This is a genomic window from Bradyrhizobium sp. LMTR 3 (assembly GCF_001693485.1).
GTDB lineage: Bacteria > Pseudomonadota > Alphaproteobacteria > Rhizobiales > Xanthobacteraceae > Bradyrhizobium.
The window spans coordinates 49,810-73,422 of record NZ_MAXC01000007.1 but is presented as its reverse complement, the minus strand read 5'-3'; the positions used below and the strand labels follow the sequence as shown (position 1 = coordinate 73,422).

Annotated in this window: 20 protein-coding genes; 8 read left to right on the top strand and 12 right to left on the bottom strand. The window is 62.7% G+C overall.

The window, feature by feature from the left end; translation table 11 throughout:
- The first annotated feature begins 52 nt into the window (after positions 1 to 52).
- Complete coding sequence (locus tag LMTR3_RS06415; protein WP_065744246.1) at positions 53 to 1,438, top strand: NfeD family protein; 1,386 nt, start codon at positions 53 to 55, stop codon at positions 1,436 to 1,438.
- Between the two features lie 11 nt (positions 1,439 to 1,449).
- Complete coding sequence (locus LMTR3_RS06410; RefSeq protein ID WP_065744328.1) at positions 1,450 to 2,265, top strand: slipin family protein; 816 nt, start codon at positions 1,450 to 1,452, stop codon at positions 2,263 to 2,265.
- Between the two features lie 668 nt (positions 2,266 to 2,933).
- On the opposite strand, the gene LMTR3_RS06400 is transcribed toward LMTR3_RS06410, so the two are convergent.
- From LMTR3_RS06400 to LMTR3_RS06380, 5 genes are all read right to left on the bottom strand, one after another.
- On the bottom strand, positions 2,934 to 3,365 hold the full coding sequence (locus LMTR3_RS06400; protein WP_065744244.1) for an MgtC/SapB family protein: 432 nt from the start codon (positions 3,363 to 3,365) through the stop codon (positions 2,934 to 2,936).
- 92 nt (positions 3,366 to 3,457) lie between these two features.
- Positions 3,458 to 4,375 carry a hypothetical protein gene (locus LMTR3_RS06395; protein WP_065744243.1) on the bottom strand — a complete coding sequence of 306 codons (918 nt, stop codon included), beginning with the start codon at positions 4,373 to 4,375 and terminating at the stop codon, positions 3,458 to 3,460.
- Positions 4,376 to 4,568: 193 nt separating this feature from the next.
- Entirely contained in the window at positions 4,569 to 4,841 is a 273-nt protein-coding gene (locus LMTR3_RS06390) for a PilZ domain-containing protein (protein ID WP_065744327.1), read from the bottom strand.
- Positions 4,842 to 5,138: 297 nt separating this feature from the next.
- On the bottom strand, positions 5,139 to 5,909 hold the full coding sequence (locus LMTR3_RS06385; RefSeq protein ID WP_065744242.1) for an SDR family NAD(P)-dependent oxidoreductase: 771 nt from the start codon (positions 5,907 to 5,909) through the stop codon (positions 5,139 to 5,141).
- 133 nt (positions 5,910 to 6,042) lie between these two features.
- The gene (locus LMTR3_RS06380) at positions 6,043 to 6,330 is read right to left on the bottom strand and encodes a hypothetical protein (RefSeq protein ID WP_065744241.1); all 288 of its coding nucleotides are present in this window, start codon (positions 6,328 to 6,330) and stop codon (positions 6,043 to 6,045) included.
- Positions 6,331 to 6,385: 55 nt separating this feature from the next.
- On the opposite strand from LMTR3_RS06380, the gene LMTR3_RS06375 reads away from it, so the two are divergent.
- The 5 genes from LMTR3_RS06375 (at position 6,386) to LMTR3_RS06355 (ending at position 14,806) form a co-directional block, all read left to right on the top strand.
- Positions 6,386 to 7,780: a CoA transferase gene (locus tag LMTR3_RS06375; protein WP_065744240.1), complete on the top strand. Its 1,395-nt coding sequence runs from the start codon at positions 6,386 to 6,388 to the stop codon at positions 7,778 to 7,780.
- Positions 7,781 to 7,959: 179 nt separating this feature from the next.
- A complete protein-coding gene (locus LMTR3_RS06370) occupies positions 7,960 to 9,159 on the top strand; it encodes an efflux RND transporter periplasmic adaptor subunit (RefSeq protein WP_502686606.1) in 1,200 nt (399 codons plus the stop codon).
- Between the two features lie 29 nt (positions 9,160 to 9,188).
- Positions 9,189 to 12,305, top strand: coding sequence for an efflux RND transporter permease subunit (locus LMTR3_RS06365; protein ID WP_065744238.1), 3,117 nt, complete (start codon positions 9,189 to 9,191; stop codon positions 12,303 to 12,305).
- A 104-nt stretch (positions 12,306 to 12,409) separates the two neighbouring features.
- Complete coding sequence (locus LMTR3_RS06360) at positions 12,410 to 13,885, top strand: hypothetical protein (protein ID WP_245319786.1); 1,476 nt, start codon at positions 12,410 to 12,412, stop codon at positions 13,883 to 13,885.
- Between the two features lie 15 nt (positions 13,886 to 13,900).
- Positions 13,901 to 14,806 carry a methylenetetrahydrofolate reductase gene (locus tag LMTR3_RS06355; RefSeq protein ID WP_065744237.1) on the top strand — a complete coding sequence of 302 codons (906 nt, stop codon included), beginning with the start codon at positions 13,901 to 13,903 and terminating at the stop codon, positions 14,804 to 14,806.
- Here the strand turns inward: LMTR3_RS06355 and LMTR3_RS06350 are convergent.
- Complete coding sequence (locus LMTR3_RS06350) at positions 14,794 to 15,708, bottom strand: amidohydrolase family protein (protein ID WP_245319784.1); 915 nt, start codon at positions 15,706 to 15,708, stop codon at positions 14,794 to 14,796. The two genes, LMTR3_RS06355 and LMTR3_RS06350, sit on opposite strands and share 13 nt — an antisense overlap.
- Positions 15,709 to 15,899: 191 nt before the next feature.
- On the opposite strand from LMTR3_RS06350, the gene LMTR3_RS06345 reads away from it, so the two are divergent.
- Complete coding sequence (locus tag LMTR3_RS06345) at positions 15,900 to 17,492, top strand: FAD-binding oxidoreductase (protein ID WP_065744235.1); 1,593 nt, start codon at positions 15,900 to 15,902, stop codon at positions 17,490 to 17,492.
- A 328-nt stretch (positions 17,493 to 17,820) separates the two neighbouring features.
- On the opposite strand, the gene LMTR3_RS06335 is transcribed toward LMTR3_RS06345, so the two are convergent.
- The 6 genes from LMTR3_RS06335 to LMTR3_RS06310 form a co-directional block, all read right to left on the bottom strand.
- Entirely contained in the window at positions 17,821 to 18,999 is a 1,179-nt protein-coding gene (locus LMTR3_RS06335) for a LysM peptidoglycan-binding domain-containing protein (RefSeq protein WP_065744234.1), read from the bottom strand.
- A gap of 147 nt (positions 19,000 to 19,146) precedes the next feature.
- Positions 19,147 to 19,491 (bottom strand): hypothetical protein, encoded by a 345-nt coding sequence (locus LMTR3_RS06330; protein WP_084029448.1) that lies wholly within the window; start codon positions 19,489 to 19,491, stop codon positions 19,147 to 19,149.
- A complete protein-coding gene (locus tag LMTR3_RS06325; protein ID WP_065744233.1) occupies positions 19,481 to 20,581 on the bottom strand; it encodes a hypothetical protein in 1,101 nt (366 codons plus the stop codon). Before LMTR3_RS06325 ends, LMTR3_RS06330 begins: the two co-directional genes overlap by 11 nt.
- Entirely contained in the window at positions 20,574 to 20,996 is a 423-nt protein-coding gene (locus tag LMTR3_RS06320; RefSeq protein ID WP_065744232.1) for a hypothetical protein, read from the bottom strand. Before LMTR3_RS06320 ends, LMTR3_RS06325 begins: the two co-directional genes overlap by 8 nt.
- A 33-nt stretch (positions 20,997 to 21,029) precedes the next feature.
- On the bottom strand, positions 21,030 to 22,001 hold the full coding sequence (locus LMTR3_RS06315) for an alpha/beta fold hydrolase (RefSeq protein WP_176721826.1): 972 nt from the start codon (positions 21,999 to 22,001) through the stop codon (positions 21,030 to 21,032).
- Between the two features lie 127 nt (positions 22,002 to 22,128).
- The gene (locus LMTR3_RS06310; RefSeq protein WP_065744231.1) at positions 22,129 to 23,544 is read right to left on the bottom strand and encodes a TolC family outer membrane protein; all 1,416 of its coding nucleotides are present in this window, start codon (positions 23,542 to 23,544) and stop codon (positions 22,129 to 22,131) included.
- Between the last annotated feature and the right edge of the window lie 69 nt (positions 23,545 to 23,613).

Genomic DNA, 23,613 nt, shown 5'->3' with positions numbered 1-23,613 from the left:
ATGGGCCACACAGTTGTGACTGTCTCGTCGCGCAAGCTTTTGAGCGACTACCATGGTGCACTTTCTTTACAGGCTTTTTACCGTAGCATTGCTCGTACTTGGCCCAGGAGCAGCACTTGGACAAAGTAGCGAGCCGGCGAATGTCGCCATTCTACTGGATGTGAATGGAGCGATTGGGCCGGCGACTTCTGAATATATCCGCGATGGACTTGAGGAGGCGCGTCGGCGACAGGCGAAGGTCATCGTGCTGAGACTGAATACGCCTGGCGGTCTCGACCCCTCAATGCGCGAGATCATAGGAGAGATACTTAAGTCCCCCATTCCTGTGATCTCTTACGTGACCCCGAGCGGTGCGCGAGCCGCCAGCGCCGGCACCTACATCGTTTATGCCAGCCACCTCGCCGCGATGGCGCCGAGCACGCATCTCGGTGCAGCCACGCCCGTCCTGCTTGGCGGCGGCGGCTCCGGCTGGCGCACCGATGACAAGAAAGATGATGACAAGAAAGACGGTGACAAGAAAGGAGCCTCGTCGCCGGCCAATGCAGGCGAGGCGAAGGCGATCAACGATGCGGTTGCCTATATCAGGGGACTGGCAGAGCTTCGGGGACGAAATGTTTCCTGGGCGGAGAAAGCCGTCCGGGAAGCCGCCACTCTCACCGCGAGCGAGGCCCAGTCGCAGCGTGTCATCGAGATTGTTGCGAAGGATTTATCCGATGTGTTGTCCCAGGCCGAGGGTCGAACCGTAACGATCAATGATCAACAGGTCAGTCTGCATACCGGAAGCCTGAGCACTACGGCAATTGAGCCCGATTGGCGCAACCGCATTCTGGCCACGATTACCAATCCGAACATCGCTTACATACTCATGCTGATCGGGCTCTACGGGCTTCTATTCGAGTTCATCAGTCCAGGCGCTATTTTCCCCGGGGTGATCGGCGGAATCGCTCTCCTCATCGGCCTCTATGCCTTGAATCTCCTGCCGATCAGCTACGCCGGTGCCGGCCTGCTGTTGCTCGGCATTGCGCTGATGATTGCGGAAGCTTTTCTGCCCTCGTTTGGCGTGCTCGGAATCGGCGGCGTCGTCTCGTTCGCCGTTGGCTCGCTGTTCCTGTTTCGCGGCGACGTGCCGGGTTTCCAACTCTCATGGCCGGTGGTCGCCACGGCCACCATTGCCAGCGCGGGATTCCTGGTGATTGCACTGGCGGCGGCATGGCGGGCGCATCGGCGCGAGGTGACCACAGGCGAAGCGGCTCTGCTTCGCAGCGCGGGGCAGGTGCTGTCGTGGGCCGACGGCAAAGGCGAGGTCCTGGTCATGGGAGAACGTTGGGCGGCGAAATCGGAAAGCGAGTTCACCCCGGGCGATCGCGTGCGTGTTCTCGAACGTCAAAACCTGAAACTGCTCGTCGTGCCAGATCCTGACGCCCCACGGAAATCATGAGGAGTGAAACCATGCCAACATTCGTAACAGAGACCCTCCCGTACATCGTGATCGGAGCCATAATCATTGCGGTGCTCCTGTCGGCGATTCGGATCATGCGGGAATACGAGCGTGCGGTGGTCTTCACATTGGGGCGCTTTTCCGGCGTGAAAGGTCCCGGGCTCATCATATTGGTGCCGATCGTCCAGCAGCTTGTACGGATAGATCTTCGTACGCTCGTGCTGGATGTTCCCAGCCAGGACGTGATTTCTCGAGACAATGTCTCGGTAAAGGTCAACGCAGTTATCTACTTCCGCGTGGTAGATGCCGACAAAGCCGTTATCCAGGTGGAAAACTTCATGGCCGCCACCAGCCAGTTGGCACAGACCACCCTCAGGTCCGTGCTTGGCAAGCACGAGCTGGATGAAATGCTGGCCGAGCGGGACAAGCTCAATCGCGATATTCAGGAAATTCTCGACAGCCAGACCGATGCGTGGGGTATCAAGGTCGCGAATGTCGAAATCAAGCACGTCGACATCAACGAGAGCATGATTCGTGCCATTGCTCGTCAAGCCGAGGCCGAACGGTACCGCCGCGCACGAATTATAGGCGCCGAAGCGGAGCAGCAGGCCGCCGAGAAACTGGTGGAAGCAGGAGAGATGCTCGCAAGGAGGCCGGAGTCCATGCAATTGCGTTACCTGTCGACGCTGCAGGACATTGCAGGCGAAAAGAATTCGACGATCGTATTCCCGGTGCCCGTGGAGTTTCTTCAAGCTCTGGCAGCGCCGGCGACAGTACAGCGGGAAACGGCAAGTCGCCGGCGGGGATCAGAAGCTACCCAGGCGTGACGTTCTTCCGGTTGGTCCGGAGATCGGAAGCCAAACCTGGCGGCCTCTTTCGCTTGGACACGTCTTTCGTTACCAGTAGATCAATCCTCTTTGCGCCGTCCCGGCTCCGCCTTTCGCAAAGGCTGCTGCAAGCCTCTGCTTTTCGGCGCAATGTGCCGCGAGAGTTTCGTATAGCCTTGCCTCCACGAATGGAGCGTGCTCCCTTGGGCTGGACGCCGCAGCAGCGGTCGCTGATATCAGGGCACTGATTTGGCGTATCAGCAGATCGTCTGTCGATGGCTGCATATCCTCCTCCCTCAATCTTGGTTCCGGCTGGATTCTCTGATGTCGGTTCACCGCGAGTCGCTGGCTGAACCGCAGATGGTGGCTGCGATGGATTGCTCGCGCCACTGGTATTCAGTGCGAGAGATGAACCCTACGCATGTCCTTTAACCGGGCCAGGCAATATTCCCGGTACAGTATGTTGATCAGGTTCCACATGATCGGACGCCAGGTTGATCATTGTGTCACACTACCAGCAGATTGTTTCCGGATTTCTTCGTCGTCCGGGAAAAATGGCTTCGCCGGGAGGGCGGAAATATTCATATGGCCGCGGGCGACGAAACACCTTCACAGCGTCGTGACTGCTATTCCCTGTCCGTTGGTTGCCGCAGCCCGTCCCCCGGACTTCAATCCATCTTCAGGTCGTGTTCGTCCTTCACCAGCGTCAGCAGCCTCAGCGTCAGGAACGTAACCACCGCGATCGTCACCGCGACGTCATAACTGCCTAGCCCGACGGCGAGGCCAATCGCGCCGGTGGCCCACAGGCTCGCCGCCGTCGCCGTGCCCTGCACGGTCGTGCCGTGCTTGAGGATCGCGCCGCCGCCGATGAAGCCGATGCCGGTGATCACACCCTCGATCACCTTCGACATGCCATCGGGAGAATTCACCATCAACTGTTCGCTGGCTTGCACGAAACCGCAGCTTGCCAGCGCCACCAGCGGGAAGGTTCGCAGGCCTGCGCTGCGCGCCCGCTTCTCGCGATCCCATCCGATCGGTATGGCCAGCGCGAACGAGGCGGCCAGCGTCAGAAAATGGATGCCTATCTGAGTCCAGTCCAAAACACGCCCTTCTGAAATAGAAGTCGCGCAACCCGCGACGCAGGCGTGTAACGCCGCAAAGCGGCGCAAGTTTCAGCGCGGCGGCGGTTGTGTCACCGGGTGCTGCCGACGACGGTCGTGCTGGGCGCTGCGCTCGTGATCGCTGCTTCGGTCCGGTACTGCGGCAAATGATGTTCGAGCGAATAGAAGACGCAAAGCGCAAGGCTGGACCAGACGGCCAGGCTGAAATAAAGCGACATCCAGGCAATCTCGTCCTTCCACTCGGCCAGGTCGTGCGTCACGACCCAGCGCGTGCTGACGTCGCGCAGGCCCTCGCGCGGCGTCAGGCGCTTGTCGCCATCGGCATCCCCGGTCCGCCAGCGCTTCAGGTACATCGGGACGTCGATCGTCATCAGAAACGCCAGGAAGCCCACAATGCCCGCGATGGCGACGACGAGGCCTATGCGAACCGCGCCGTTGAATTCCGGAAGCAGGCGGCAAAGGCCGACGCCGACGGCGAAGAAGGCAACCGCCCACAGCGAATTTTCGATGGCGTTGCCGAGATAATTCCTGGTCAGCACCGCATACCATGAAAGGCATTCCGCGATCAGGATCAGCGGCACGATCACCCACGCGACATTTACGGTCGTTTCCGCGCCGGTCATCGTGCCGAGCTGGTGCAGGATAATCGCCCATTGCGCCACGAAGCAGATCTCGGCCACGGTTGCCACGGAACGTCCGACCATGACGCTCGACAACCAGGTGTCGACCAGGCAGATCCGCTGCACATCGGCGCGCGGCAGAAACGACCTGAAGGCACAGCCGAACACATAGGCCGCGCAGAACAGCAGCATCATTCCGATGCCGGACGAGCCGCCGGCAGCGCCGGTCGGCTGGACGGGAAGCTCGCGGTACAGCGCGAACCAGATGGCGATATTGACGCCGCTCACCAGCGTCAGCAGGCCCCACCACCAGGACACGGGATTCGACCAGGCCAGGGAACCTGACCGCGCCTGCCATTCCAAGCTCATTCGCCGCTCCGCCGTAATCGAATTGACATCTGACTGTAATAATACAGTCACATATCGAAGCCAATGGCGACGAGAGTAGGGCGGGGCGGGATGGCACTCCGGCGGCGAGCAAGGCCATCAGGCGACAGGGCCTGCATCCTTCGAGACGCGGCAAAGATGCCGCTCCTCAGGATGAGGTTCTAAGCGTCGCTCCTCAAGACAGGAATTTCACGCCGTAGGTCTTGCCCCGGCGCCAGACCACCTCGCAGGACTGGCGCGTCGTATGGTCGGGTACCAGCGCCAGTTGAAAGCTGTCCCTGACGTCGAACGCGACATCGGTCACGATCTTGGCGCCACCCGGCGAGACGTCCAGGACAAAGCATTCAATCCTCGTCGTCCCGTTGTCGGTCGTCATCCATGTCGGCCGCTTGCGGAGCTGGCGTCGCGGTTCGCGCTGCACTTTTGTCCTTTGCTCGTCGACAATCATCGTGGCCATCCGTCATTGGACCCAGCGGCTGGGTCATCGAAGCAGGCTCACAGTGAGGGCAAGTTCGTAAAGTTCAGTTAGCTTATCGATTCAAATTGACCGGTTTGGTTTGCGAGTTGTAAGCCGAGCTCTCACAACCCTGCCAGTCCCGTCGGCACGTTAAGGCCTCCGCAATGCGGTGCTCCGTCCGTCATTCCGGAATGGTAGGGTGGGCAAAGCGCAAGCGTGCCCACCATTCACGACCGGGATGGATGGTGGGCACGGCGCGATGCGCCTTTGCCCACCCTACCAACTTCCTCAAAAATTCACGCGGTTCGAAATCGCGCCGTCGACGACGAGGTTCGAGCCGGTCGTGAACGAGGAGGCCGGGCTCGCCAGAAACACGGCTGCGTTGGCGATTTCCTGCGGCGTCGCCATGCGGCCGGTCGGGTTACGCGCCAGCGCATCCTGGTAGCGTTTCGGCATATTCTGCTCGACCATGTTCCAGATGCCGCCCTTGAAATAGACCGTGCCCGGCGACACCACATTGACGCGGATTTTCTTGTCCGCGTATTGCCGCGCCAGTCCCTTGGCCATGTGGATCAGCGCCGCCTTGATCGGGCCGTAGGAGCTGGCGCTATCCGCCTGCGCCGCCGAGATCGACGAGATGATGATGAAGGCTGCATCGCCGGTCTTCTGCGCGCCCGCTTCGAGCAACGGCCGCGCGGCCTCGAATGCGTTGACGGCGCCGAGCACGTCGAGCCGGAAATTCTGCTCCCAGGAGGCAGCATCGCCGCCTTGCGCCATGGCGCCGGCATTGGAAAACAGCATGTCGATGCTGCCTAGCTCCCCGGCCGCATCCGACACCCACGATTTCAGCGCAGCCGCGTCGGTGACGTCAACCGGCGCGCCGGTGGCGCGCACGCCAAGCCCTTTCAGCTCGGCAACGGTGGCGGCGACCTGATCCGCATTGCGGGCGCACACGGCGACGCCCGAGCCTTCGGCCGCCAGCGTTTCCGCAATCGCCCGTCCGATGCCGCGCGTGCCGCCGAGCACGACGGCGTTTCTGCCTTTCAAACCCAAGTCCATCTTGTTTTTCCTTAGTTGATTCCGCAGCATTGTAGCGACGACGGCGGTTACGACGAAAGCTCAAACCGAGAAAGCCTCTCCCTTCCGCCCATTCCAGGGCGGTTCTCAATGAACTCGTAGCCGGATGCGCACACTACTCCGGCGCCGCGCCCACCGGCGGGCCGCCGGGCGGACGGTGCAGGAAAGTAATCGTCGCGTAGGCACCGAGCCACGAACCGAGTGCGGCGAAGGCGACGTAAACCCAGTTCTCGGTGTAGCTGATGACGGCGTACGACGAGAGCAAATACCAGACGCTGCTCCAGGTCGCCGCTGGCACGCGCTTGCGCGCCACCACCGCGGAAGTGAACATGACGTAGACCGCATCCGTTGCGGCGGTCGCAAGCAAAACGGCTCCCGCCGTCAGGGGATCGATGGCAGCCATTGCAACTCCTCTGGTGGTCGGGCAGAGCTTGAGAAACTAGGGAAGAGACACGCCGATGCAAAGCCCCAGAGAAATGCTCTCCGATATCTGGACCTCCGTCGGCGGCGATCCGTGCGCGCTCGGCGCGCTCACGCTGACCGGCGACGAACCGCAATTGCCGTCGTCGTTTCGCGTCGCCGCCGCGGCGCAGGTCAGCGTCGCCGCAACCGGGCTTGCAGCCGCCGAGATCTGGAAAATGCGCAGCGGCGAGACGCAGGACGTCGCGGTGGATATGCGCCATGCCGTGGTCGAATGCCGGAGCGAGCGTTATCTGCGCGTCGACGGCAAGCCGCCACCGCCGGCCTGGGACGCCATCGCCGGTGTCTACAAGACCCGCGATGGCTTCGTGCGCCTGCACACCAATTTTCCCCATCACCGCGACGCCGTCTGCAAGGTGCTGAACTGCAAGCCGGAGCGTGACGCGGTGCAGGCCGCGCTGCTGCAATGGGACGGCGAGGCGTTCGAGACCGCGGCCTATGCGAGCGGCGGCGTCGTCGCCTTCATGCGCTCGCATGACGAATGGCTGGCGACACCGCATGCCAAGGCGCTCGCCGGATTGCCGCTGATCTCGATCACGAAGATTGGCGCGGCGCCGCCAAAGCTGTGGCCCAAGGGCGAGCGGCCGCTCGCAGGTATCCGTGTGCTTGATCTGTCGCGCGTCATCGCAGGTCCCGTTGCAGGCCGAACGCTCGCCGCGCATGGCGCCGACGTGCTGTTGATCTCGGGGCCCGATTTGCCGGCGATCCCCTGGCTCGTCATCGACACCGGGAGGGGCAAGCTGACGAGCTTTGTCGAACTCAAGAGCGAGCAGGGGCGTGGCGTGCTGCGCGATCTACTGGCGCACGCGGATATCTTTTCGCAAGGCTATCGACCTAGCGCACTCGCCGCCCTCGGCTTCTCGCCGGAGGAGGCTGCGCGCATCAATCCCGGCATCATTTGTGTCACGCTGTCGGCCTATGGTGCCGCCGGCCCCTGGGCGGAGCGTCGCGGTTTCGACTCGCTGGTGCAGACGGCGACCGGATTCAACCATGCCGAGGGGCAGGCCGCAGGTGTCGCTGGACCCAAGGAATTGCCGGCGCAGATGCTCGACCACGCCACCGGCTACTTCATGGCGTTCGGCGCCATGATGGCCAAGGCGCGCCAGGCGCGCGAAGGCGGTAGTTGGCACGTCCAGGTATCGCTGGCGCAGACCGGACGCTGGCTTTGGAATCTCGGGCGAGTGGCCGGCGGGCTTGCGATCGAGGATCTGAAGGGGGAAGCGGTGAAGCCGTTCATCGCGGAGGTGGGCTCCGGCTTCGGGCCGCTGCGGTACGTGACGCACTCGGCGCTGTTGTCGAAAACGCCAGCGTTCTGGGCGGGCCCGGCGATGCCACTCGGCAGCCACCCGCCGCAATGGCCCGTCCGCGAATAGGAGGTCCCCTCAGAGCCTGCCTCTCCAAATTTTAATCGCGTCCGGTACGGCTATTTTGTTTTTTTGGGTTGTGCGGGACGCCAATTGGGCATTATAGCGCGGGTGAGACAAATTGTCGCTGGAACCCATATCGTATGTTTGGCCGATTTTTCAAGCGATTGCAGACGGTTAGGTCAGAAATGGTCGTGGTCGTTGCCCTGATGGCAGTGGCTGGGGCGGCCGCTTACGGCGCCATCCATCTCGGCGGCCCAAAGCGCGGGCATTCGGAAATCTCGAGCCAGTCCCGCAAGGGCGGACTGCAGCGCTACACGCCGAGCCAAGCCGAATGGGCCAGCCTGACCATTCAGCCCGTCGCTGAACGCGACTTCCGCGCCGAGCGTGTCACCGAAGGCAAGATCGCAATCGACGAAGATCGCTCGACACCGGTGTTCTCGCCCTATGCGGGCCGCGTCACCAGGTTGCTGGCCAAGCCAGGCGATAGCGTCGTCAAGGGCCAGCCGCTGTTCGTGATCGAGGCCGCTGATAACGTTCAGGCGCAAAACGATTTCATCGCGGCGATGAGCGCGATGAACAAGGCAAAGTCTGCGCTTGATCTGGCGGAGTTGCAGGGAGCTCGCGCCAAGGACCTGTTCGAGGGCAAGGCCGTTCCGCTGAAGGATTATCAGCAGAGCCAGGCGACGCTGATCCAGGCGCAGAATGACGTGCGCTCGTCGGAAACGGCGGTCCAGGCAGCGCGCAACAAATTGCGCCTTCTCGGCCTCACCGACGACGACATCGCGACCTTCCAGGAGAAGGGCCGCATCAATCCCGAGATCACCATCTTCGCACCGATCGCGGGCACCGTGGTCCAACGCAAGATCGGCCCGGGGCAATACGTCAACGCCGGCGCCAGCGACCCCATCTATGTGATCGGCGATCTCTCCACCGTCTGGATGACGGCCTTCGTCCGCGAAAGCGACTGCGCGAACGTCGCGGTCGGGCAGGAGGTGACGTTCAACGTGCTGGCGCTGCCGGGCCGTTCGCTTTCGGCGCGGATCAACTACGTCGCAACCGCAATCGACCCTGCGACGCGGCGGCTGCTCGTCCGCGCCACGATCGACAACAAGAACGGTACGCTGAAGCCTGAGATGTTCGCCAACGTCACGATCTATTCGGCAGGCGACCGTCCTGCGGTCGGCGTGCCGAAGCAGGCGTTGATCTATGAAGGCGATCAGGTCCGGATCTGGGTCGCGCATCCGGACAAGACGATTGAACTGCGTCAGGTCAAGCCTGGTCTCACCAATGGCGATCTCGTCGAGGTAGTCGGCAATTTGAAGCCCGGCGAGCAGATCGTCACCAAGGGCGCTCTGTTCATCGACCGGGCCGCGTCCGGAAGCTGATGCTTGCCTCATTGAAAGCTTCGGTCTGAATGGATCGCCTGGTCGCCCTAGCCGTCAGCCGCCGCTATTTGATGGTCGGCATGTTCATCGCCGTGCTGGTCGGCGGCTTGATCGCGTTCAAGCAGCTCAACATCGAGGCCTATCCCGATCCGACCCCGCCGATGGTCGACATCGTGACCCAAAGCCCGGGGCTGTCGTCTGAAGAGATCGAACGCTACATCACGATCCCGATCGAAACCCAGGTCGCCGGCATCAAGAACCTGCGCACCATCCGCACCATCTCGCTGTACGGATTGTCCGACGTCAAGCTGCAGTTCTCGTTCGACTACACATATGACGAAGCGCTTCAGCAGGTGTTGAACCGGCTGTCGCAGCTCGCGCCACTGCCGGGCAACGTGCAGCCGACCATCTCGCCGCTGAGCCCGACCGGCGAGATTTTTCGCTACCGCCTGAAGGGCCCGCCGAACTACAGCGTGCTCGATCTCAAGACGCTGCAGGACTGGGTGCTGCAACGCCGCTTCCGCGCGGTGCCCGGCGTCATCGACGTCACCGGCTGGGGTGGCAAGACCAAGACCTACGAGCTGCAGGTCGATTTCAACAAGCTCGTCGCCAACGGGCTGACGCTGCCGCAGGTGCTGCAGGCCGTTTCTAACGCCAACATCAATGTCGGCGGCAACACCGTCAATATCGGCGCGCAATCCGCCGTGGTGCGCGGCGTCGGGCTGATCCGCTCGATCGACGACCTCAACAACACGATGGTATCGCAGTCCGGCGGCAATCCGGTGCTGGTGCGCGACATCGCCCATGTCACGATCGGCGAGAAGCCGCGGCTCGGCATCGCCGGCCTCGACCAGGACGACGACATCGTGCAGGGCATCGTCCTGATGCGGCGCGGCGAGCAGAGTTCGCCGACCATTGCCCGTGTCGAAAAGCTCGTCCACGACATCAATCATTCCTCGATCCTGCCGCCCGGCGTGCAGATCGAGCGTATCTACGACCGCAAGGATCTGATCGACATCACCACGCATACGGTGCTGCACAACATGGTGGTCGGGATCATCCTGATCGTGTTGCTGCAATGGGTATTCCTCGGCGATCTCCGCAGCGCGCTGATCGTCGGCGCGACGATCCCCTTCGCGCTGTTCTTCGCCGTGATCATCCTGGTGTTGCGCGGCGAATCCGCCAATCTGCTGTCGGTCGGCGCGATCGATTTCGGTCTCATCGTCGACGCCACCGTGATCATGGTGGAGGCGATCTTCCGGCGGCTGACGCAGACCAGCGCGCTGTCGGAAGCCGAGCGCAGCTCGCTCGACACCACGATGGGGATGAAGAGCCACGCCATCCTGTCTGCGGCGATCGACGTGTCGCGCTCGATCTTCTTCGCCGCCGCGATCATCATCGCAGCCTTCCTGCCGCTGTTCACGCTGAGCGGCGTCGAAGGCAATATCTTCGGGCCGATGGCGCGGACTTATGCCTACGCGCTGGCCGGCGGGCTGATCGCGACCTTCACGGTGACGCCGGCGTTGAGCGCGATCATCCTGCCCTCGCATCTGGATGAAGCCGAAACCTGGATCGTGAAACAGCTCGACCGGCTGTACGTGCCGGTGCTGAAATGGGCCCTCGTAAACCGCAGGATCGTGCTCACCGGCGCGGCCGTCCTGGTGCTCACGACCATTGCTTTCGCGCGGCTGCTCGGACTGGAATTCCTGCCCAAGCTGGAAGAGGGCAATTTGTGGATCCGCGCCACGCTGCCGCCGACCATCTCGCTGCAGGAGGGCAATGCCTACGTCAACGAGATGCGCAAGATCATCCGCGCGCGTCCTGAGGTCGAATCGGTGGTGTCGCAACACGGCCGGCCCGACGACGGAACGGACGCCGCCGGTCTCTTCAATGCGGAGTTTTTCGCGCCGCTCAAGCCGAACAGCGAGTGGCCTGATACCCATGACAAGGACGAGCTGACAGCGCAATTGCTGGGGCAGTTGCAGGAGAACTTTCCGGGCGTCGAGTTCAACTTCTCGCAATACCTGCAGGACAACGTCTCGGAGGCCGTCTCGGGCGTCAAGGGCGAGAACTCGATCAAGCTCTATGGCAACGACCTGCAGGCGCTGACTGACACCGCCAAAAAGATCAAATCCGTGCTCGGCACGGTGCAGGGCGTTACCGACCTCGCAGTGTTCACTTCGCTCGGCCAACCCACAATCCAGATCGATATCGATCGTGCCCGCGCGGCACGCTATGGCCTATCGCCCGGCGATATCAACGCCACCATCAAGGTCGCCGTCGGCGGCGACAGCGCTGGCGATCTCTATGAGCCCGGCAGCGACCGGCATTTCCCGATCATCGTTCGCCTCGCGCCCGAATACCGCAAGAGCGCGGAGGCGATCCATAACTTACGGATCGGCGTGGCCGGGCAGGGCGGCACGATCACGCAGATCCCGCTCAGCGAGGTCGCCTCGATCAACCTGATCTCGGGCGCCGCCTACATCTACCGCGAACAACAGGAGCGCTACCTGCCGATCAAGTTCTCGGTCCGCAACCGCGATCTCGGCAGCGCGATCCATGAAGCGCAGGACAAGGTCGCCGCCGAGGTGCAATTGCCGCCGGGATCGCGGATCGAATGGGTTGGCGAATTCGGAAATCTGCAGGACGCCATCCGGCGGCTGTCGATCGTGGTGCCGATCAGCCTGGCGCTGATCGGTGTGCTGCTGTTTTTCAATTTCGGGTCGATGGTCGATACGCTGCTCGCGATGAGCGTGATCCCGATGGCGATCTTCGGCGGCGTGCTCGGATTGTTGATCTCGGGAATTCCCTTCAGCGTCTCGGCGGCAATCGGATTCATTGCGCTGTTCGGCATCGCCGTGATGGACGGCATCATCATCCTGTCGCAGTACAACCAACTCATCGACGAAGGCTATGAGCGGATGCGGGCGGTGATCCGCACCGGTGAATTGCAGTTGCGGCCGGTGCTCATGACCTGCGTGGTGGCCGGGGTCGGCCTGCTGCCGGCGGCGGTATCGGAGGGGATCGGTTCGCAGGTGCAAAAGCCTCTGGCGATCGTGGTCGTCACCGGCATGATGCTGGCGCCGCTGGTGATCCTGGTGACGCTGCCGGTGCTGATCTCGGTGTTTTCACGCCGCGCACGCTAGAATCGTGTGGGCACATGCCCATGTTTCCTGCCCACTCGGTTTGTGGTTGACGCGATCCGGCGGCCGTCCCTTGATACCGGCAGGGACCACCGCAGGAGCAAGCCATGCGGATCGAGGAAAGCCAAGGATCTAGCCAAGCATCTGGCCAAGGATCTACGGGGCAACAAAACGGCCACGCGCCGCCGGCAAAATCGGCGCCCACGGCCGAGCAGGTACTCGGAGAAATCCGTGACTATTGCCGCCAGACGCGCACGGCCGAATCGACCTTCGGCCGGCTGGTGGTCAATGACGGCAAGCTGGTGTCGCGCTTACGCGATGGCGCCCGGATCACGACCGGCACGCTCGACAAGGTCCGCGCGTATCTCGCCGAGCATCGGCCGGAATCGGACGGCGCGCCGGCCAACTCGCTCTCGGCCCAACCACTGAACGACGCGGCCGCCGCCAATGCGGTCGCGCCGCCAGGCTTCCGATTCTTCGACAACCGCCAAAAATACCTGCTGTTCGTCTCGACCTGCAGCGAGAAGACCGAGGTCGGCAACCGGATTTCGCTCGAGCTCGGCAATCTGCAGCCGGCGCCGCCGGCGCTTCGTATCTTCGATGCCGGCGTCGGCGACGGCACCGTGCTGTCGCGGGTGATGCGGGCGGTGCATGCGCGCTTCCCCACCATGCCGCTCTATGCCGTGGCGAAAGAGATCAGTTACGAAGACGTCCGCCTGATGCTGGAGAAAATGGCGGACCGCCTGTTCGAGCATCCCGCCACCGTGCTGGTCGTGACCAACCTCTATTACGCCGAGGCGCCATGGCTGACGCCACGCTCGGTCACGTCAGCGCAAGGCCTGATCTGGAAAGACGTCACGCTATCAGGCAACACCGCGCACGGTTTCGCCGAGCAGATCGGCGAGCTCGAGAGCTTCCTGGCCGAGAACTGGCGCGCAGGCATCAGCCCGACCACGGGCAATCCGGTCTACCAGCGCCCGGTGATCCTGACGCTGCGGCGTGAGGATCATTCCTTCCTGCTCGATCCGATCATGCCGCGGCCCGGCCGCGTGATGGCCGATTACGATCTGGTCATCGCCTCGCAACCCTATCGGGCGCGGGCGAGCGTCGAGTTCAAGGCTTCGAAGGTAGTGACACCGCTGGTCAAGGCGCTGCGCCCGGGTGGACGGCTGATCGGCATTCATTCGCATGGCAAGGATCCCGGCATCGAGATCATCGATCAGGTCTGGCCGGGCGACGATCCCTTCAAGACCGACCGCTACGCGATCCTGCGCCAGGTCAAGCACGAGCTTGGCGCGGTCGCACGCCACTACAATTTCAATGCGTCCTCGGATGCACGCTCGATCTTCCGTTACCAGATGCACACGCTGCCGGACGAGGTCAGCGGCCCGATCGGCACCTCGACGCTGTTCGCGGCCTGGAACGCCGCGATCTATGTGGCGCAGATCGAGGACAACAGGTTGTCGGAAGTGGTTCGCGATGGCCGCTATCTCGAAGCCACCGATCGTGTGCTGAAGAAACATGGCGGCCTCTGGTTCAACGACGAAACCTATGTGATCTCGCGCCGCCGCGCGCCGGCATGACAAAGGGAGGCGCTCGTGATCGTCTCCGATCAATCCTCTAGACTAGCCGCGCTACTGCCGACGGCATCCGTCGAAATTTCCTCGCGCGGGCATCAGATCGCGGAACTGAGCGATCATTTCGCTGGAGGCACCGACGTCACGATCACGTTCCTGCCCGGCGATAATTATTGCCACAACATTGAGACGGCTGCCGCGCTGCGCCGGGCCGGCTATAATCCGGTGCCCCATATCGCGGCGCGCGAAATGGCCTCGCGGGAAGCATTCAACGATTTCCTGGCGCGGGCGCGCGGCGAGGCCGATGTCTCGCGCATCCTCCTGATCGCCGGCGATGTCGCCGCTGCGAGAGGCCCGTTCAAATCGACACGCGATGTCGCCGCCAGCGGCCTGCTCGAGGCGCATGCGATTGCATCCGTCAGCATTGCCGGTCATCCCGAGGGGCACCCCTATCACGATCTGCCGGACGCGCTGAACGGCCTCAAGGCGTGGCGCGACTGGGGGCGGCGGACCGGAACGCGGGTCGATGTCGTCACACAATTCTGCTTCGAGAGCACGCCGATCCTGGAATGGATCGGCGCCCTCGATCGCGCGGGTATCGATCTGCCTGTCATCGTCGGCCTGGCCGGTCCGGCAACGCCGGCGACATTGACAAAATTCGCGCTCCGCTGCGGCATCGGCAATTCCATGCGTGCGCTGCGGGCCCAGATCGGCCGGTTCGGCCGCCTGCTGACGGACACCGGACCTGACGACGTCGTCAGGGGATTGCGAGCGGCGCCCGGGGCGGCAACCGTGCCGATCGCCGGATTCCACCTGTTCCCGTTCGGCGGCCTGCGCAAGGCCGGTGACTGGCTGCGCAATTACGACCGCGATCCGTTCGGACAGCAGCGGGCCGCGATGTCGAGTGCCGGGCTTCAGAACCCGTAGAGCTGGGCGGGATTGTCGACCAAGATCTTCTTGCGGATCGTCGCATCCGGCGCCCACACCGGAAGCTGATTCAAGAGCCGCCCGTCGTCGATCTGAAACAGCGGAGTGACGTCGGTGATCTTCCTGTCCGCAGGCGTGACCGAGTTCGGGTGCGGCCAGTCGGTGCCCCAGACGATGCGGTCGGGATTGGCTGCTATCAGCGCCTTGGCGAGCGGGATGCAATCGGTGTAATCGGGCGCGAGTTTGGAGGCGCGATAGGCGCCGGAAATCTTCACATAGGCCTTGCCCGATTTGACGAGATCCACGAGGTCGGCAAAGCCCGGCTGCTCGACGCCAAGGGCTGCCTTGGCGCCGCCGAAATGATCGAACACGACCGGCACCGGCGAGGCCAACACCAGATCCTTGATCGGGGTGATCATCGCCGGGTTGGTGAAAATCTGCACGTGCCAGCCGCGCGCTTTCATGCGCTCGACGGCGGCTGTGAAGCGTGGCCGGGCGACGCTCGGATCGTTGACGCCGCCGGTCGCGAGATTGAGGCGGATACCGCGAATGCCGGCCTTGCCCATGACATCGAGATCGCTCTCCGACGTCTTGTCGTCGATCACCGCAACCCCGCGCGCGGTCGGCCCCCGTGCCGCCATGCCGAACAGCGTGGCCGAATTGTCGGTGCCGTAGATCGAGGGCGTCACGATCACCACGCGCTCCATGTGCAGCGCCTCGTGCAGGGCGGTCATTTCCTCGGGCGAGGCCAGTTCGGGCGTATAGACGCGGCCGGAGAAGAACGGGAATTTTTCGGGATCGGGGTGGATATGGGTATGGCAGTCGCAGGCGTCCGCGGGCACCTCGAAATTCACCGGCGTCGCCGGCTGCGCCGCTTTGGCAGAGGCGGTTCTATCGTTCATGATCACTCCGGCCGCTATGGAGGTGAGCATTATACTGCGTCGCGTTCTCTCACATGTATGCGGCAGCTCTGCAATTGTCCGCTCCGGCTTATCGCTTCGGTAACGCAACCGGTCTATCGAACCAGAAGCCGCCCAGATTTGACTAAAGATCCGCCCGCCCGGAATATCTCGCAATCCCCTGGAATCAATTCATGAAGAAATTTTCGCAAAAATTCAAAACCGGCGTCTCCGTGGTCGTCGTGCTGCTCGGCGTTTACAGCTACCGCAAGCTTCAGGCGCTGGCGGCCGATCCTGCCGGGGAAAAGGATTGCGGCCCGGCGGTCGGCGGCGGCGGCGAGCAGGCGAAAATCGATCTGGAGCGGATCAAGGCGATAGCGCCGCTCAAGGACGTGAAATGGTCGCAGCTTGGCGGCAGCATCAATGATGCGAGCTGTCTCAACAAGACCGAAATCTACGGCGTGGTCGAGGTGCGCAGCGTCGAGGACATCGCCAGGACGCTGACCTTTGCACGCGACAACAGGCTCTCCGTCACCACCGCCGGCGTCCGCCACAGCATGGGCGGGCACGCCTTCCGCAAGGGCGGCATTGTGCTCGACATGCGCGGTTTCAACAAGATCGTGCTCAACGAGAGTTCGCGATCGATCACGGTGCAGCCGGGCGCGACCTGGCACGACATCCAGAACGTCTTGCATCCGCGCTTTGCGGTGCGCGCCATGCAGTCGACCGACATCTTCACCGTCGGCGGCTCGATCTCGGTCAATGCCCACGGCATGGACCATCAGGCCGGCGCGCTCGCGAAATCGATCAAGTCGATGAAGGTGATGCTGGCGGACGGTTCGCTGCGCACGGTCTCGTCGACCGAGAATGCGGATCTGTTCAACCTCGTGGTCGGCGGCTACGGCCTGTTCGGCGTGATCGTCGAGGCCGAGCTCGATATTGCCGACAACCTCGTCTACCAGACCGGCCGTCGCATGATGGACTACAAGGAATTTCCGGCGCTGTTCGCCGGCGAGATCGAGAAGGACGCCGATATAGGCCTGATGTACGGCCATCTCTCGACTGCGCCGAGCACGTTCCTGAAGGAACTGCTGCTCTATACCTACACCAAAATCGACGGCACCGATTTCAAGCGCCAGCCGCTCGGCGAGGTCAGCGGCACCAAGCTGCGGCGGCTGACCATCAACCTGTCCAAGCAAGGCCCGCTGTTTCAGGAAATAAAGTGGCTGTCCGAGAAGCACATCGAGCACCGCATGGAAAACTGTACGGCGACGCGCGCGCAGGCGATCGGATCGGCGGATGCTTGCCTCGTCAACCGCAACGACCCCATGCACGATTCCGTGCCCTATTTGCGCAACTCGCTGCCTGACGATACGGACATCCTGCACGAATATTTCATCCCGCGCAGCCAGTTTGTTTCGTTTGTCGACGGCATGCGCAAGGTGCTGACCGACAACAAGACCAATCTGCTGAACGCATCGGTGCGCGTCGTGCATCAGGAAAACAACTTCCTGACCTATTCGCCGGAGCCGGCGTTCTCGCTGGTGCTCTACATCAACCAGACCACGGACGAAGAGGGCAGCCGGCGGATGAAAAAGGCGACGGAAGAACTGATCGACCTCACCATCGCGCACAAGGGCCGGTTCTTCCTGCCTTACCAGCTCTACTATTCGAAGGACCAGTTGCAGCGCTCATACCCACAGATCAACGATTTCTTCGCAGCGAAACGGAAGTATGATCCGGGCGAGTTGTTCACCAATACGTTTTACCAGAAGTACGCGTCGTAATGCCTGTCTGCCATCCCGAGCATCGTGCATCACTCAACAAGGCGAGATGGTAATCATGGACATCACAAGAAATCGCGCAGCCTCGCAAGTTCAACGACGAGTTCGGCGGAAATTATCTTGGGGATCAAATCGCCCTGTGGGGCGGTATGAATCTCGTAGAGATGGCGTTGGCTGAGCGGTTGCTCCAGAAACTTGGTGATGCATTCGTCCAAGGTGCCATCAAGGACCGAGTACGGGATCGACCAGACAGTGTCTTTGACGCGTTCGTTGTTTTTCGAAGGCCATTTTTTTAGAACGGCAGGAGCTTGAAAGTCCGTTTGAACACTCCTTAAGGATTGGCTTCCGGGTTGGGAATGACAAAGATCTGGCCGGGATAGATCAGGTTGGGATTGCGGATTTGCTCTCGGTTGGCCTTGTAAATCGTGGCGTAACGCGTGCCCGCGCCGAGGGTGGCCTGGCTGATGCGCCACAGGCTGTCGCCGCGCGATACCGTGGTGGTCGCGATCTTCGGCACCACCACGGTGGAGGAGTTCGTTACGGCCGGCAGGGTGGCGGCTGCAGCATCCGCCACCTGAGACTGCGGCGGGGCGACGGAGTCTGGCCGCTTGGACGGTGAGGTCTGCGGCGGTACCGACGCAGTAACCACCGGGTCGGGCGCGTTGAACGGCACCTCGGCGCGTCCACGCACCACGCCGGACTTCGAGTCCACCTCGTCCAGCCTTACGCGATAACTCCCGGGTCCGATTCCTTCATTGATCGTGACGGCAAAACGTCCGTCCGCCGCCGCCGTTACCGACGCAATAAAGCTGTCGTTGAGATAGAGCCTCACCGGAGCGCCGGCGCGCGCGCGGCCGCTCACATGGAATTTGCCGCCGGCCTCGATCTCGACCGCCTCCACAACCACTGCAGCGGTTTCCGGCTTCGCCTGGGCCGGCTGTGACATCACGACGGTAGGCTTGTTTGGCGTTATCAGGGCCACGACCGGCCGTTCCTTCAGGTTCGGCTCAAGCGCCACCGTCACGCTCTGCTTGGACATGATCTCCCTGCCGTCCGGCTGTTTGACGCGCAACGTCAGATCGTAGGTGCCTGGCGGTAGCGGGCGCGGGATCATCGCGAATTGTCCGGATTGATCCGCGACCACGCGATCATGCAGTTCGCCATTGCGCAGCAGTTCCACGGTGACGCCCGGCGCCGCGCGTCCCGCGATCACGGCTTCGCCGGTCGGCTCGATGCGGGCGACGTCGAACGCCGGTCCGCCATCGCCGCTCTCGGGCGCGGCCGTCGATCCGGCCAGCGCGGCCGCCACCGCGTTTGCCTCCGCCTGCACGCTTGCGAGTGCAGGCCCCTTAACGCGCTCGTCAGTAACCGGCTTTGGCGCGACGCTTGCGGTCCTGTCAGCAATCGGCTCGCGCCGGATGTACTGAATGGCGACCAGCGTTGCAATGCCAGTGGCCACAACAAGCCCTATCAGGGGCACGACCAGTCGGTTCATTGGTGTCTTGATCATGGTCTCAGCCCATCGGCCGGAAGGTCGGCCCACCCTCATTATACAGGGATTTCAGCCGAAATGGATACTAAAGCTGGGAGACAGGCTGCAGGTACAGAAGAATTAAGCCTGCGAGCTGGGCGGGGAGGATGGCTGGAACCCTGGTCCTCAAAGCTGCGCGGTGAGCCGCTTCGGCGGCAGGCCGCTGCAGCCGCCCGCCTGTTCGGCGTCGAGCACCAACAGCGCGCCGGCCGCGTAGAGACGGCCGACGAAATCGGCGTCGTCGGAACGCGCGATGGTGACGAAGTTGTTCGACGCAAGAATGCGGCCGTTGGCCTTGGCGATCGCGGCCAGTGCCTGGGACGGCGGGCCGATGACCGCCATTGACTTGCCGGGGGGTGAGCCGAAGGTCAACGCGGTGACAACGGCAAGCCAGCCGCACACGACGAGGGCGATCGCGCCGGCAATCCCGCCCCAACGCCCATCGCCGCGCTGGCGTCCGTCAGTAGTCATAGAAGTGCTCAATGTTTGCACCCCTGGCCTTGAGCTCGCGGTTGATATCGGCGAGACGGTCGATCCTTGCCTTCAGGCCCGCCCGGCGGAAGCCGGGCTTCGCATCGAGCTCCAGTGAAAACAGCTCCGTCGTACCCTTGATATCGAGCTTGGCGGCATCGGGCGCAATCGCGGTGACAAGAATGTCGTGATTGCCCGCGATCTCCGCAACCCCATAACCCTGATCCAGCAGCCGCTGCAGGATGTCGGTGAACGCCTTGTAGCGCGGCGTCTGCACGAGCTGCCATTGTGCGTTGAGCGCGCGGATCGGCTTGATGCGCGGTTCTTCTGCCAATACCTCCGGCGGCAGCGTCGCGACGGCAAACATGATGTCGCGCGGCTCGTTGTCGTTGCTGGCGTCCAGCGCCTTCTGGATCAGCGCGGCGTAACCGATCTTGACGAAGTATTCCGCGCCGAGCGCGAAGTCGCGCTCCCGGCTGCGCAAGCTGCTCGGCGTCGGCGCCGAGATTGCCATCAGGCCGTCGAGCTTCTCGCGGAACGGATATTTGTACCAGGGGACGGTGTAGAGGAACGCGGCATAGTCCTGCAGCACGGCGCGGCCGAATTCATCCTGCGGGGTGCGCTTCTCGCCTCTGATCCATTCGAACACGCGGCCGATCGTATTCTCGTAGAATCCCTTGACGGCATATTCGACGGAATAGCTGATGCCGATCACGTAAATCATCGTCTTCACTTCGGCCAGCGATTCTGCCGTTGCGGGCACGGCGCGATTGATGGTGCAGAAGCTACGCCAGAAACCGAAGATGTGGCCGAGATAGTTGAAATGGCTTTCGCTGGAGCGGTCGAGGAAGCGACCGAAATCCTCGAAGGAGTAGACGATGTACCATTCGGGGAACGTGAAGAACGTGTTGTTCAGCTTGCGCCGGTAGCCCGGCTCATCGATCGCGGGCAGGGTGACGGCCGGCGCAGTCGAGGTCGCTGTACTCGTCGCAGGCCGGCAAATGCCCTCGACATAGGCCAGTGGCAAAAGCACCGTCAGCGCAATCAGGATCGCGACGACTGCCAGGATGCGCCGCAGCCACTTAAGCATGAACGGCGGTCCGCGTCCGCGGCGCGAGCAGATAGCCGATCAGGATGGCCACGCCGCCGAGGCCGAGATGTGGCGCGTTGGCGAAAAACCGCGTCGAGAGCGGCAGGTTGAGAACACCGTTGATCAGGATGCCGAAGTCGAGATAGCCGCTGCCGGTGAGCAGGCCGAGCACGCCGTCGGCGAAATAGAACACGCCGAATAATTGAAAGAACAATTCCGAGGCGCGACGCGAGGTCATCGCCGCAATTGCGGCCCATAGCGCCGACACCAGATGCAACCCGTCGGCATACCAGGTGCGGCGAAACAGGCCGAAGATCATGTCATTGGCATCGATGAAGGCCGGGATGTAGCCGGTGAGGATCACGAAGCCGAGCAGGGCGGCGTAGCCCCAGGCGCACAATCTAATGATGTCCATGATGTCTCCGGCCGGTTCGAATCTCGGTCGAGTCTAGAGTTTTCCAATCGTCTTGAGCAGGGCGTCATTGAACAGGCCGGGGTCCTCGATTTGCGGAATGTGACCGAGCCCCGGCAGCAATGTCAGGTCCGTATCTGATGGCAGCAGCGTTCGCAGATCGTGGGCTTGCTCGACCGGGGTAATGGTATCCTTGTCGCCCCACAGAATCGCGACGGGGACTTCCAGCTTCGCATAGGCATTGCGGTCCGCGCTTGCGGCGTTGGGATCGGCGCCGAGGAAATAGTACAGCCAGTCGGCGATATCGCTCGTGCTGTCGCGCTGCGCCAGCGGCCGCTGCAGGATCGCGACATATTCCGGCAGCGCGCGTTCCTTCTTCGCGATCATCGATTGGAGCAGCATTTTCGTCGCGATCGGATTGGTGATGGTCAGCGACACCAGGATTTCGCGGATCCATTGCGGTTGGATCACCCAGGGCGCCGCCGATGGCGCTGCCGTCAATCCGAGCGCCGCGTCGACCAGCACGAGTGCCCGCGCCCGATCCGGATATCGCATCACGAGTTCGGTCGCCGCACCGGCGCCGAACGAATGACCGACGATGATGGCGGGCGGGGCCTCCAGCGTATCGAGCACGTCGTTGATCCGGGAAGCCTGGTCCTGCCGCGTGTAACTGCCGGGACGGTCCGAGAATCCAAACGGCGGCAGGTCAAGCGCGATCACATGAAAGCCGGCCGCCGCCAGCACGTCGGTGGTATGCCGCCATAGCTCGCTCCACGCCGCCGTGCCGTGAAACAGGACCACGGGAATGCCATTCGCCGGCCCCTTCTCCTGCACGAACACGCCACCCGAACGCGTCGGCACCAGATGGCCGGTCCTTGGCGCCAGTTGCGCGCGGGTGCTGGTTTCGCGTATCGACGCCGCCATGCGAAATGAGGTGATCAGAAGGATTACCGACAGGAACAGGACCAGCAGGCCGTTGGCCGACCAGCGCAGGATGTTTGAAACCACAGGGCCTCGCAAATCGATCATCAAAAGGGGGGCGGGACGGACCCGGGTTTTACGGCAAGGCGAGTTGCTGGCGACTGAAAATACCGGACATGATCAGCGTCCGGTTAACACCGCGACAAAATACAACCTACTGGCCGGACGGCGTCCGCAGGCCATGCCAGGCGTCGCGCACCTGATGGTAGTGCACTTCCGGGAGATAGTCCGGTGTGTTGAGGCCGAGATTCTTGACGTCGAGCCGGCCGATTGCGCTCAGCAGCGTATAGGAGGCGATGACGCGATCGCGCTGCGCGCCGATCAATCGTGCCTTTGCCAGGATCAGGTCCTGCTGCGCGTTCAGCACGTCGACCGTGGTGCGCTGGCCGCCCGCCGCCTCTCGCTGCACGCCCTGCAGCGCGACGGTGGCGGCGCGCACTTCAGATTCGGATGCCGTGACCGCAATCTTGGCACCTTCATTGGCGACCCAGGCGCCGACCGCGGCGGTGCGGGCCTGATTGCGGACCTGGTCCAGCACCTGCCGGCTTTGCGCTGCGATTTCCTTGGCTTGTCGGGTCTGTGAGGCGGCCATGCCGCCATCATAGATCGGCTGCGTGAGCTGGCCGGTCACCGAGGCCTGATCGGTCCCGAGGGTGCCAAGCGTGGGGTCCGAGTCCTTGCTGCGGCTGGCGCTGCCTTGCAGCGTGATCGTCGGCATCAGGCTGCCTTCGGCGACGCGGATGGAAGTCGTGGCGACGTCGAAATCGAAGCTTGCCGCCATTACGGCGGGATGCCCGCGGAAGGCCTGCCCGGTGGCGTCATCGCGGCTGCGCGGCAGCAGGCGGTCGACGGCGTCAGCAGGGCGGAGCTGGTTCGGCGCGTTGCCGATGACCTGAAGATAAGTCGCTTGGCTGACGGCCAGATTGACCTCAGCGGCATTCAAATCGGCGCGACCCCGGCTCAGACGCGCCTCGGCCTGCGCAGCGTCGGTGGGCGTGACGTCGCCGGCATTCAGACGCTTCTGGGTGATGCCGAGCGTTTCCTGCAGAAACGCGACGTTGGCGCGCTGGGCTTCGACCAGCGATTGGTTGGCGAGAACGTTTGTGTAGACCGTGACCGCATCCAGCAGCACGCCCTGACCGACATTGCGCAGCGCCTCGCGGCCTGCCTGCACCTGCAATTCCGCCACGCGCACGCTGTTGGCGGTCCTGAAGCCGTTGAACAATGTCTGGGACACGGTCACGCCGATGGTCCAGGGCTTCAGGTTCGCCGACTGGACGGTGTTGTCGGGCAAGAGGTTGCGCACCGCCTGAAAGCCGGCGGAAAGAGTAGCGACGATCTGCGGCCGATAACCCGAAAGCGCTTGCGGCACGTTCTCGTCGGTGGCGCGCTGGCGGGCGCGTTCGGCATTGAGCGCGGGATTGGTCTGGTAGGCCTTGGCCAGCGCCGCGGGGAGGCTTTCACCATGCGCGGCTGGCGCGGCAAGCGCGAAGCAAGCCACAGCAAGGCAAATGCCCGATCGAAGCAACCGTCTTTCAACGTAGCCAACCCTAGCGGCGCGCCTGGTCATTTGATTCCGTAGTCAACACGAGAACGTGATAACTCTGCATCGAGTCATCCCGTTCTATCTTCTTGTTTG

Coding starts and splice junctions, on each gene's coding strand:
- LMTR3_RS06415 (WP_065744246.1), top strand. CDS start 53: ATGGTGCACTTTCTTTACAGGCTTTTTACCGTAGCATTGCTCGTACTT.
- LMTR3_RS06410 (WP_065744328.1), top strand. CDS start 1,450: ATGCCAACATTCGTAACAGAGACCCTCCCGTACATCGTGATCGGAGCC.
- LMTR3_RS06395 (WP_065744243.1), bottom strand. CDS start 4,375: ATGAGCTTGGAATGGCAGGCGCGGTCAGGTTCCCTGGCCTGGTCGAAT.
- LMTR3_RS06390 (WP_065744327.1), bottom strand. CDS start 4,841: ATGATTGTCGACGAGCAAAGGACAAAAGTGCAGCGCGAACCGCGACGC.
- LMTR3_RS06385 (WP_065744242.1), bottom strand. CDS start 5,909: ATGGACTTGGGTTTGAAAGGCAGAAACGCCGTCGTGCTCGGCGGCACG.
- LMTR3_RS06380 (WP_065744241.1), bottom strand. CDS start 6,330: ATGGCTGCCATCGATCCCCTGACGGCGGGAGCCGTTTTGCTTGCGACC.
- LMTR3_RS06375 (WP_065744240.1), top strand. CDS start 6,386: ATGCAAAGCCCCAGAGAAATGCTCTCCGATATCTGGACCTCCGTCGGC.
- LMTR3_RS06370 (WP_502686606.1), top strand. CDS start 7,960: ATGGTCGTGGTCGTTGCCCTGATGGCAGTGGCTGGGGCGGCCGCTTAC.
- LMTR3_RS06365 (WP_065744238.1), top strand. CDS start 9,189: ATGGATCGCCTGGTCGCCCTAGCCGTCAGCCGCCGCTATTTGATGGTC.
- LMTR3_RS06360 (WP_245319786.1), top strand. CDS start 12,410: ATGCGGATCGAGGAAAGCCAAGGATCTAGCCAAGCATCTGGCCAAGGA.
- LMTR3_RS06350 (WP_245319784.1), bottom strand. CDS start 15,708: ATGAACGATAGAACCGCCTCTGCCAAAGCGGCGCAGCCGGCGACGCCG.
- LMTR3_RS06345 (WP_065744235.1), top strand. CDS start 15,900: ATGAAGAAATTTTCGCAAAAATTCAAAACCGGCGTCTCCGTGGTCGTC.
- LMTR3_RS06335 (WP_065744234.1), bottom strand. CDS start 18,999: ATGATCAAGACACCAATGAACCGACTGGTCGTGCCCCTGATAGGGCTT.
- LMTR3_RS06330 (WP_084029448.1), bottom strand. CDS start 19,491: ATGACTACTGACGGACGCCAGCGCGGCGATGGGCGTTGGGGCGGGATT.
- LMTR3_RS06325 (WP_065744233.1), bottom strand. CDS start 20,581: ATGCTTAAGTGGCTGCGGCGCATCCTGGCAGTCGTCGCGATCCTGATT.
- LMTR3_RS06320 (WP_065744232.1), bottom strand. CDS start 20,996: ATGGACATCATTAGATTGTGCGCCTGGGGCTACGCCGCCCTGCTCGGC.
- LMTR3_RS06310 (WP_065744231.1), bottom strand. CDS start 23,544: ATGACCAGGCGCGCCGCTAGGGTTGGCTACGTTGAAAGACGGTTGCTT.